At 61.2% G+C, this 10,183-nt stretch carries 7 protein-coding genes and 1 pseudogene; 1 reads left to right on the forward strand and 7 read right to left on the reverse strand.

Annotated elements, in window-relative coordinates:
• Positions 1–14 precede the first annotated feature (14 nt).
• The gene (locus B0G73_RS04745) at positions 15–1,118 is read right to left on the reverse strand and encodes a malate/lactate/ureidoglycolate dehydrogenase (protein WP_106278346.1); all 1,104 of its coding nucleotides are present in this window, start codon (positions 1,116–1,118) and stop codon (positions 15–17) included.
• A 55-nt stretch (positions 1,119–1,173) separates the two neighbouring features.
• On the reverse strand, positions 1,174–2,634 hold the full coding sequence (locus tag B0G73_RS04750; protein ID WP_106278348.1) for a M20 family metallopeptidase: 1,461 nt from the start codon (positions 2,632–2,634) through the stop codon (positions 1,174–1,176).
• A gap of 221 nt (positions 2,635–2,855) precedes the next feature.
• On the opposite strand from B0G73_RS04750, the gene B0G73_RS04755 reads away from it, so the two are divergent.
• Positions 2,856–3,167: a superinfection immunity protein gene (locus B0G73_RS04755; RefSeq protein ID WP_106278350.1), complete on the forward strand. Its 312-nt coding sequence runs from the start codon at positions 2,856–2,858 to the stop codon at positions 3,165–3,167.
• 73 nt (positions 3,168–3,240) lie between these two features.
• Here the strand turns inward: B0G73_RS04755 and B0G73_RS04760 are convergent, their stop codons facing one another.
• The 5 genes and pseudogenes from B0G73_RS04760 to B0G73_RS04790 all read right to left on the reverse strand — a co-directional run.
• Positions 3,241–3,513 (reverse strand): YodC family protein, encoded by a 273-nt coding sequence (locus B0G73_RS04760; protein WP_106278351.1) that lies wholly within the window; start codon positions 3,511–3,513, stop codon positions 3,241–3,243.
• A 487-nt stretch (positions 3,514–4,000) separates the two neighbouring features.
• A complete protein-coding gene (locus B0G73_RS04765; RefSeq protein WP_106278353.1) occupies positions 4,001–5,581 on the reverse strand; it encodes an MFS transporter in 1,581 nt (526 codons plus the stop codon).
• A gap of 31 nt (positions 5,582–5,612) precedes the next feature.
• Complete coding sequence (locus B0G73_RS04770) at positions 5,613–6,251, reverse strand: TetR/AcrR family transcriptional regulator (protein WP_106278355.1); 639 nt, start codon at positions 6,249–6,251, stop codon at positions 5,613–5,615.
• Positions 6,252–8,304: 2,053 nt separating this feature from the next.
• Entirely contained in the window at positions 8,305–9,318 is a 1,014-nt protein-coding gene (locus B0G73_RS04775; protein WP_106278356.1) for an IS110 family transposase, read from the reverse strand.
• A 737-nt stretch (positions 9,319–10,055) separates the two neighbouring features.
• A pseudogene (locus B0G73_RS04790) lies at positions 10,056–10,183 on the reverse strand (electron transfer flavoprotein subunit alpha/FixB family protein); the annotation flags it as partial.

Genomic DNA, 10,183 nt, shown 5'->3' on the forward strand with positions numbered 1-10,183 from the left:
TGCATCAAAATCGTTTATTGCAAACGCGCGGACCAGCGGCCGGCTTCTTCCGCGCTCATGCCGACGGCGAGCGCCGCGGCGAGAATCTGCGCCCATGTGGCCGAATCCACGGGAATACCCTCCGCCTCGCGCTGCGCGCGCGTCACGCGCTCGGGTTCGCCGGGCTCATAGATACGGTCGGCGCCGGCCGCGAGCGGCGAGGCCTTCACCCAGTCGATGAACGCGTCGGCTTCGGCTTGCGCATCGGGCGCGTCGAACGCGGCCGGATCGATGATCACCGACAGCATGCAGTTGATGATCGCGTTGGTCGTGCCGAGCGTGGTCGAGTGCGTGGTAAAGCCGCCCGAGAGCGCGCCGCCGAAGATCTCGCACATGGCCGCGAGCCCGAAACCCTTATGTCCGCCGAACGGCGTCAGCGAACCGAACGGCGCTTCGTGCATGACTTTGGGTTCGAGCGTGGCGCGGCCCTCGTGATCGATCAGCGCGCCGGGTTGAACCTGCTTGCCCTGGTTATAGGCGACGCGCGTCTTGCCATAGGCCACCGTGCTGGTCGCGAAGTCGAGCACGAGCGGCGGCTTGCCGGGCCGCGGATACGCCGCGCAAAACGGATTCGTGCCGATGCGCCGGTCCGCGCCGCCAAACGGCGCGACGAGCGGATCGCCCGCCACGTTGACGAAGTGGAACGACACGAGACCCGCCCGTGCGCACTGTTCGGCCCAATGACCGATACGCCCGATGTGATGCGCGCCGCGCAAGCCGACCGCGCAGATGCCGAGGCGTTTGGCGCGCTCGATACCCCGCTCCATCGCCTCGAACGCCACCACCTGACCGAAGCCTCTGCCGCCTTCGACGGTCAGCACGGCGCCCGCGTCTTTGACCACGTCGGCATGCAGGTTCAACTGAAGCTCGCCGTCGGCAAGCGACGCCACATAGCGCGGAATCATCCCCACGCCGTGCGAGTCGTGGCCCGTCAGATTGGCCGCCACCAGATGATCGGCGACCAGTTCCGCTTCCCGTGGCGTGCTGCCCGCCCGCTCCCAGATTGCCCTCACATAGGCATGCAATTGATCGGCCGGAATCCGGGGCGTGACGGGTTGAGCGGTCGAGTTATCGGTCATTCACAAGGTCGGCGGACGTGACGGATTCAGGCCAAGCAGAAGTTAAAGAACTTGCTCAGGGCGCGGCGGCGATCACCTCGGCAACCGCGGCCGTGAGCTTCTTGCCATACGGCACGTGCAGGAACTCGTTCGGCCCGTGCGCATTCGACTTCGGTCCGAGCACGCCACACACCATGAACTGCGATTTGGGGAAGCCTGCCTTCAATACGTTCATGAGCGGGATGGTGCCGCCCTGCCCCATATACGCGACGTCGGCGCCGTAGTGCCGGCGCGACGCGTCGTTGAGCGCGGTGGCGAGCCACGGTGCAAGATCGGGCGCGCTCCAACCGCTCGCCGCACCCGCGTCCGGCTTGAACGTCACCTTGGCGTTGTACGGCGGATCGACTTCGAGCAGCGCCTTCAGCTCGGCGACGGCCTTCTCCGCTTCGATCATCGGCGGCAGACGCAGCGACAGCTTGAACGCCGTGCGCGGACGCAGCACGTTGCCGGCGTCAGCGAGCGCGGGCAAGCCGGCCGCGCCGGTCACCGACAGCGACGGACGCCATGTCGAATTGAGCAAGGCCTCTTTCGGATCGGTGGTGGTGGGCAGCACCTGGCGGCCGTCCTGGCCGCACGCCCATGGCAGCTTCTTCCAGACGTCGTCGCCGAGAATCCTGGCGGTGGCTTCCGCTTCACGCAAACGGTCCGCGGGGATGTCGATATGGAAACCCTTTGGCAGCAGCGTGCCGTTGGCGGAGTCTTCCAGCCGGTCGAACAGTTGCCGCATGATACGGAAGCTCGACGGCGCGATGCCGCCATAGCCGCCCGAGTGAATGCCTTCGTCGAGCACCTGCACTTCGAGATCGCCGGCGACGAGTCCACGCAACGACGTGGTGAGCCACAGCTGATCGTAGTTGCCCGCGCCCGAATCCAGGCACACCACCAGACCGACCTTGCCGAGCCGCTCGCGCAGCGCGTCGACATAGGGCAGCAGATCGTAGCTGCCCGACTCCTCGCAGGTTTCGATCAGACCGACGCAACGCGGACGCTCGACACCTTGCGCGTCCAGCGCGGCGAGAGCGGTGATGCTTGCGTAGATGGCGTAACCGTCGTCGGCGCCGCCGCGGCCGTAGAGCTTGTCGTTCTCGAGCTTGGGTGTCCACGGCCCGAGGTCGTTGCGCCAGCCGTCGAACTCGGGCTGCTTGTCGAGGTGCCCATACAGCACGATGGTTTCTTCGCTGCCCGAACGCGTCGCTGGGGACTCGAAGAAGATCACCGGCGTGCGGCCAGGCAAGCGGATGATTTCGAGTTTCAGACCGCGCACCGGCTGCTGTTCGGCCCATTGCGCCGCGTCGGTGATCACGCGCTCCAGATAGCCGTGCTTGACCCACTCGGGATCGAACGCCGGACTCTTGGCCGGCACGGCAATGTAGTCCGTCAACGCGGGCACGATCTCGTCGTTCCACTTGCGGTCCACGAATTCGCGTAGCGTCTCGGGGTTGATGCGCTGAGCCTGCTGGGTATCGTCGGAGATCATGATGGCGGTCCGTGGGGATCTGTTCTGTCGAAACGATCATCATAGTCCGGTTGCGGGATTGGCTGAACCCCTCGCAATACATTGGCCTCGCTGAGCGGGCGGCGCGAACTGCCGGTGGCAGTCATCCCACGCACGGCGCAACGCTTTGCGGCGAGCTTACGCAAACAAAATAATCGCGCGACAATCGCAGCATGGGTCGCCTATCGCGAGGGAGCCGCTTCATGGGAGGCAATGTCGTCGTGCAGGCCATCGCCGCGGTGCTGGCGCTGGCGCTCTACTTTTTGCCGGCCGTGGTGGCGGACCGGCGCAAGCGTCATGACGTGCTGACGCTGGCGCTCTTCAATGCCTGTCTCGGCTGGACCGTGTTCGGCTGGCTGCTCGCGCTCTACTGGTCATTGCAACCGAACCCGCCGAAGAACATTGCGGGCGAAGTCGTGGAGACGCGCAAGCTCGTCAGCATGCGGGCGTTTTCCAGCGCGCTGCTGGTGCGCGTGCAACGACGCGCGAGCGAGCGGGATCGCTCCGGCAAGTAAATCAGGCGTGGTGTGGCGAGGCGGAAAAACGGGCTGGTCGGCCAAGGCGCCGGCCGACCCCGCTGCGGGCCGTTCAGGCCGCGCGGCTCATGCGGTTCCACAAGACGGAACCAGCGGGAATGGAGCGCGGCTCGACGCGTACGCTCGCGGGTGAAAACATCTCGCGGCGCAGTTCGCCGTGCTCATCGAACCATTCGCAAATCAGCCAGTCGCCAGGATTGAGCGCAACGGGGCCTGCGTAGGTTACCGTCATGCGCGAGCCGCCTTCCTTCAAGGTGACGACGTCGCCGATGTTGATCGGGGCGGTGAGCGGTGCCTGGAATGCGTCAATGGTAGCGGTCAGCATATTCGTCCCCCTACGGAACCGTTGAACGGTATTTAAGTCATTGTGCCGGTTTTTTCGACTATGGATCTGCTGAAGGAAAACGCTAAAGGATTGGGCAAGATTAACAATCGAAATTAATGGCCGCAAGCGCTTTTTATTGATACCGTTTTCACCGGAAGTGGGATGGCTTCCACTTCCGGCTGTCGATGGGTAAAAACCGGGAAAACCCTGCAATCGGCTGTCAGGCCGCCTTTCCATGCCGCACTGCACGATCGCAAGGCTTACTGCGGAGTGCCCGCGCCGCCAGTAGAAAATGCGAATGCGGTTTCGTCATATCTAATGCTCCGGCGGACAGCGATTCAGGGTTTATTCTGATCGTGCATAGCAAGATTACCTGTGAATAACGAACTCACCGGTAAATGCGCCATGCTTAAAATCACTCTCGTTTAAAAAAATGCCTAATAACCTCGGGCAATCTTTGTTGAAAACGATTGCCGCTGCCGGATTTTCAAACCGGCTGCGCCGGGCGGCGGAGCACGAGTTGCTGGTGCCGCACGAGCAGCACGCTCAAGCCGATGCACAAGAACATCAGCAGTGCGTTGATCGCGAGGCTGAGTTGGAACGCGTGCGCGTAGTCGCCAGGTGCCGCGCGCCCGCCAATCGCGCCGAAGAACGCACCGCTGATGGCTGCCGTGCCGAACGCCGAGCCGATCTGCAGCGTCGACGACACCACGCCTGAAGCAAGCCCGGCTTTCTCCGGCACGACCTCCAGCAACACGATGCGCATGATCGACGGCAGCAGCAGCCCATGACCGACGCCCGCGCATACCAGCCCGCAATAGAACAGCAGATCCGGCGTAGCCGATTGGGTGGCGGACCAGCCCGTGACCATGAAGCCGACCGTCATCATCGAAAAACCGAGCGTGAGCACATGGCCGCCGATGCGCTTGACCACCGCCGGCGAGGCCAGCGGCCCGACGACGAAACCGATCGCGAACGGCATGATCGCCATGCCGGAGGCGAGCGGCGTCCAGTGCAAACCGGTCTGCAGGAAGATCCCGTAGGTCAGGAAAAACGCGCTATTGCAGTAGAACAGAAACGCAAGCACGAGCCCTAACGCGAAGGCCCGGTTGCGGAACAACTGCAGATCCACCAGCGGATGGCCGCCGCCGCGCTCCACGCGCTGCTCGGTGATCACGAAGAGCGCGAACGCCGGCAGCGCAAGCGCGAACATCACGAAGGTCCACGCCGGCCAGCCGGCTTCGCGGCCATGCGTCATCGGATAGATGACCAGCAGTAGCACGGCGGACAGCAGCGCCACGCCCTTCACGTCGATGCCGGTGCGCGTGGCCGGCTGATTCTCCGGCACGAACTTCCACGTGCCGAGAAACGCCGCAATACCGATCGGAATGTTGATCAGAAAAATGATGCGCCAGTCGAGGCCGAACGGGTGATAGGTGATCAGCGCGCCGCCGCCCAACTGACCGACGATCGACGACAAGCCGAACACGAAGCCATACAGGCTCATCACCTTGGTCTGCTGATGCAGAGGCACCACCGCGCGAATCGTGGCAAGCACTTGCGGCGCCATGACGGCGGCGGCGATGCCCTGCACGATCCGCGAGATCACCAGCATGTGTCCGCTGGTCGCGAACCCGCACAGCGCCGAGGCGACCACGAACGCTGCCATGCCCGTCATGAACATGCGGCGGCGGCCGAACAGATCGCCGAGCCGCCCGCCCGTGATCAGCAACACCGCATACGCCGAGGCATAAGCCGAGACGACGAGTTGCAATTGCGCGTCGGTGGCGTTCAGGCCGGTGTGGATCGAGGGCAGCGCGAGGTTGACGATGAAGTAGTCGAGCGGCGCGAGGAAGGCGCCGACGAATAGCACCGCCAGCGCTAGGCCTTGCCGTTCGAAGCGCGTCTGGGTCTTGTCGGCCGCTGGTGCCATACCCTTTACCACGCCCTTTGGCACACCAGTCGCCAGATTCGCGGCCGCGGTGCTAGGACAGATCACCGCTGAGGCTGCGGCGCCTTGAGGTCCAACGCATGCCGCCGCAGCGGACTTCATCGCTTCGCTTTTCATGACTGATCGTTCAAAAATTCGGCAAAAAAATTTAGACGAGCGCACGCATGGCGACGTCCACGATTCCTATCAGCGCGTCTTCCTTGTGAGCGACCCGCCCCAGCACCCGCAGCCCTTGCATGACGCAGAGCAGAAAATCGCCGACAGCTTTTTCGTCGAGCGTGGAGTTGAAGGCGCCGCTCGCCTGACCGCGTATCACCGACGCCGCCAGCAGCGTCGCCATGCGGCGCTGAATCGCGGCGACGCGGGTGCGCAGTTGTTCGTCGCCCGGTTGCATTTCAAGCGTGGTGTTGGTGATGAAACAGCTACGCTCGCCGGTGAGCGCGCACGCGACCCGAGCGTAATGCAGCAAAGCGTTGCGCAGCGATTCTTCCGGCGGCACGGGTGCGTTCAGCCGCTCGGCGAGCCGTGCGACCGACCCTTCCGCATAGTGATCCAGCGCGGCCAGCATGATGCCGTGCTTGTCGCCGAACACGCCGTAGAGACTCCCGCGCAACAGGCCGGTGGCTTTGCACAGGTCGTCGATCGAGGTGGCGTGGTAGCCGTGATTCCAGAACACCTGGCTCGCGCTCGCCAATACCGTGTCCGTGTCGAACTCGCGCGGCCTGCCGCGCGAGCAGACCTCGCCGGCTTTCTTCGTGGATTGTTTCGAATCGCCTGATTGCTTCATGCAGCGGATATTATGACTAACCGTTCAAGAAATCAAGACGAGTTTCCGTAGGCGTGAGTGTCCGAGAGATCGTGTCCCTGCACAATAGACCGCGAAAATTGAGCAATAGACTCGGAAACCTCGCTGGACAGCCGTGCAATAGACCTCGAAAAATGAAAGCTGTCTTTAATATTTAAGTATCAGCCGCTTTCGCACAGAGTCGGCCTGCAATAATTCGAGAGGTCGTTGGCCTTCCCGCAGAGCCACGCCAAAGCTCGATCAGCGTCGCTTTGCCTGCAGACAATTTCCTCGCTACCCTCGCACATCACAACTAACTCGCGATGCACGAGCGTGCGCGGGCGACAACAACTCTACGTTAGATGAACCGCAGCGATATCGCCATCACACCTTGCACACACAAGGCCGACGAATCGGGGTACCTCTTGCCCCGTCACCTTCGATCGTCGCGTAGCCGAACACTATGGCGGCACAAATACTCGAGGCCGCAAGCAGTTCCAACTTCGACATCCGAAACCGAACAATCAAAATGAGGGCGTGCCGATCGACAAGAGCCCATACGATTGAGACTTGAAGCTCTCATGGCGTTAAAAACATTCGAACTCTTTGCCGCCTTCAGTGCGAGCAGCTCAGAGCGTAACCATTACGATTGCTCGTCTGCAGGCGAGTACTCGTAGCGTGGACGGCCAATGGCAATCACCGCTGGTGAACTGCCAAGCCGATTGACTCGATATCGGCCATTGCCGACGCTCGCCGTTCCGTCGCCGTGCGGCTGCAGAGCACCACTTTGCTGTAATCCGCAATGAGATGCAGTCGAACGTCGGCTTCCGGGAACGGCGAACGAGTCTTGACGACCCGTTGCCGCCCTTCGATGCCGCCTGAATCAACGGCAGCTTGCGAGGCAGAGTGTGTGAAAACGCATTGATCGCCTAAACTGAATCAACGCACTTGCGCCGTATCTTCCCGACGATCTTGAGATGGAAACGTTCATGGGGTTGAGTGTGTTCGACAAACCATCGGCCATTACGAACGCAGCAGTCGCTCCTTCGGTCGCCATGTGCGACGTGTCTGATCAAGGACGGTCACTTCAATTCGACTTGGGAACAGTCGCGAGCATGAAAGGAGAGACGCATTCAGCTTCGCTCGTGCTTGAGTCCTACGGTGGCATCAGTCGGAAGTTCGACGTTACGCTCGGACTCGAGTACATCGCAGGCATGCCCTCAAAGCCGCTGAACAAGCTTCCGAAGACTCAGCAAGCACAAATGCGTGACCTCTACGTGGCGATGTCACGTCCAACTACCTTGCTATGTCTTGCGGCAAACGCGAGTCGTGTCCCACAGACAATACGCAATGCCCTAACTGGAAAAGGATGGCAGATTGAAACGGTATCAGCCTTCCCCGACATGGCTCTCGGGTCGGCCTGCGCATCGTCCTTTTCGAGGCTTGCTCGGCGTTCACTCGCGTTACGGCCTGCACACTCGCCCCGTCACCGTATTTCGCGACACGCTTCACCGAAGGCTTCAACCGCTTCGTTACCTCCACGATTGCTCCGGTTGCTTCCGGCTGGAGCGGTTGCCGGGTGGGGCTTTCACCCACTGGAAAAGCGCCGCCTTTTCACGGCGCACGCCATGAAGGGACACCCATTAGCCGGCCGGAGTCAAGGGTAAAAGAAGTACGCCGCAAACAGTTGCGTCAATTCACAGCGAGGACAGTGCGCCATCTTCATTGGTGCAAACAGTAACCGCGCCCGTTTTCTCAATCATTGGTTGCGAACTGAATCGCACCAGACACCCGTCGGGATCAAGCCGGTCGCAAAGCTTCGCGACCGGCCCTGGCGGCAGTCGCCGCCCCAGAGAAACTTTGGTGCCAGACCGTGTCCAGGGGGTTGTTTGCATTCCCTGTGGCTATCGCCATGACGACGCCAGTCCTTTGATGGCTCACGGCCTGGGCGATTCAGCGTTCTGCATGCGTTCAGATGGCACAAGGGCGGCGTCCAAATCATTCGGATGGATTTACACCAGTCCCTTCACCTGGCTCATCGCCCCTGGCCAAACCGTTACCCGAAACACAGGTGTACATCGAAGGGCTTCTGGTCTCGCAGCATGTGGTAGCACGCCCGCGCAAGCTTGTGTGCCAGTGCCTTGATCGCCAGGACGCGGTTCGTCCTGCTCTTCTTGCGATCGTAAAAGCTTCTGGCCTGCGGGCAGTGACGCATCGCGAAGTTCGCTGCCTCGACAAACGCCCACGCGAGATACTTGTTGCCGTTCCTGGTATTGCCTTCGCCTTTCTTCCTGCCGTTACTCTCCCTCAGACTGTCAACGCAGCGACAGTAGGAACTGAAGTTGCCGACCTGGGTAAAGCGGCTGATCGATCCGGTCTCGAGCATGATCGTGGTCGCGAGCGTGTCGCCGATGCCCGGCACCGTCCTGAGCAGGTGGTACTCGGCACGCAGACTTACGCATTCCTTCAATCGCTTCTCCAGCGCTTCGATCTGCTGCCCCAGCGCCTGGCTGACCGCGCGGTTGGCCTCCAGAGCCAGCGCGACATCGGGCGCCAGTGCAAATTCATCGATCTGACTGGCCGTCAGGCGTTTGACTGCCTCGCCATTTATCCTGCTCCCTGTCTGCCGCATCAGGATGCCCTCGATCGAAAGGATTTGTGCTGTGCGATAGCGCACCAGTTGCATGCGCTTGCGTGCCAGGTCGCGTGCCCCGCGTTCCTCGCGCGGATAGACATAGCCCTCGGGCAGCACGCCGAGCCTCAGCAACTGCGCCAGATAGGCCGCATCGGCGAAATCTCCGCTGTGTTTAAGTCCGTCGTATTTCCTGATGGCAGCGGGATGGGCCAGGTGTACCCGGTAACCTGAATCCATCAGTCCATCCACCAGCCAGTACCAGTTGTACGTGCTCTCGACGACCACACCCGCCAGTTCGTTCCGGTACGGTTCAAGGGCTGCCGCAAGCTGCGCGAGCTCGTTCGGCAGGCGTTTCTGGTACACGATGCGATCGTTATCGTCGCTGACGATAATGACGCAGTTGTTCGAATGCAGGTCCATGCCACAATAGTTCATGTCGGTCTCCGCAGGGTCAAAGTGCGTTTCGCAAACTGACTTTAACCCTCGTCGCACAACCGCGGCGAGGAGGCCGGCTACATGATCATCATTCGACTCAGCGCCAGCAATCCGCCCTTATAAATGCGGTGTGGCAGATCGCACGCTTACAGTAAAAGTTGTGCGTCGAAGATTGTTGTGGGTTCGGCTGGGGATACCGCGCCTTCGCGCTGCCATTTGAAGTCGTTTGCGAAGAGCTTGGTGCTCGCAATGAGACTGCACACCAGGTGCGACTCGCGTTCGAGTTGAACAAACGTCGAATTCTAAGGACCGTGCAACGATATGGAGCAGAATCTGCAACAGGCGAGCACATAAGGCTCTCGGTCGCAGATCTTCAGTGCATGACGCCCCAACTCGACTACTTCGGAGCGTAAATGCCGACAGACCGCTCTTGGCCGATGTACAGGTGCCTGCTGACGCGTTTGACGGTTGCAACCCGGTCTATGACGAAAGAGATGCACGCGAGGCTGGATGCATGGCACACCGGCGTCAAGCTCCAAGATCTGTTCATCGCAGATGACAATGAGGCGAACACCGAAGCGTTCCGCAGGATCGGCGAAAGGCCCCAGCCGCTTCATCTTCGGGTATATTGGGGTCTGCTGTTCACATTCCCGTCGGTCGGATCTTGGCCTACAACCTCAAATGGGTCATGAGCACACTTAGCCGCAACCCTAGTCGTGTGAGCGATGAGGGCTTGGCTACTTCAGTGCATCGCAAAGTTGAGGCACGAGCGTGAACAGATCGCCCACCAGTCCGTAATCGGCGACGCTGAAGATCGGCGCTTCTTCGTCTTTATTGATCGCAACGATCACCTTGCTGTCTTTCA

Source organism: Paraburkholderia sp. BL25I1N1, from assembly GCF_003002025.1.
In the GTDB taxonomy this organism is placed as follows: domain Bacteria; phylum Pseudomonadota; class Gammaproteobacteria; order Burkholderiales; family Burkholderiaceae; genus Paraburkholderia.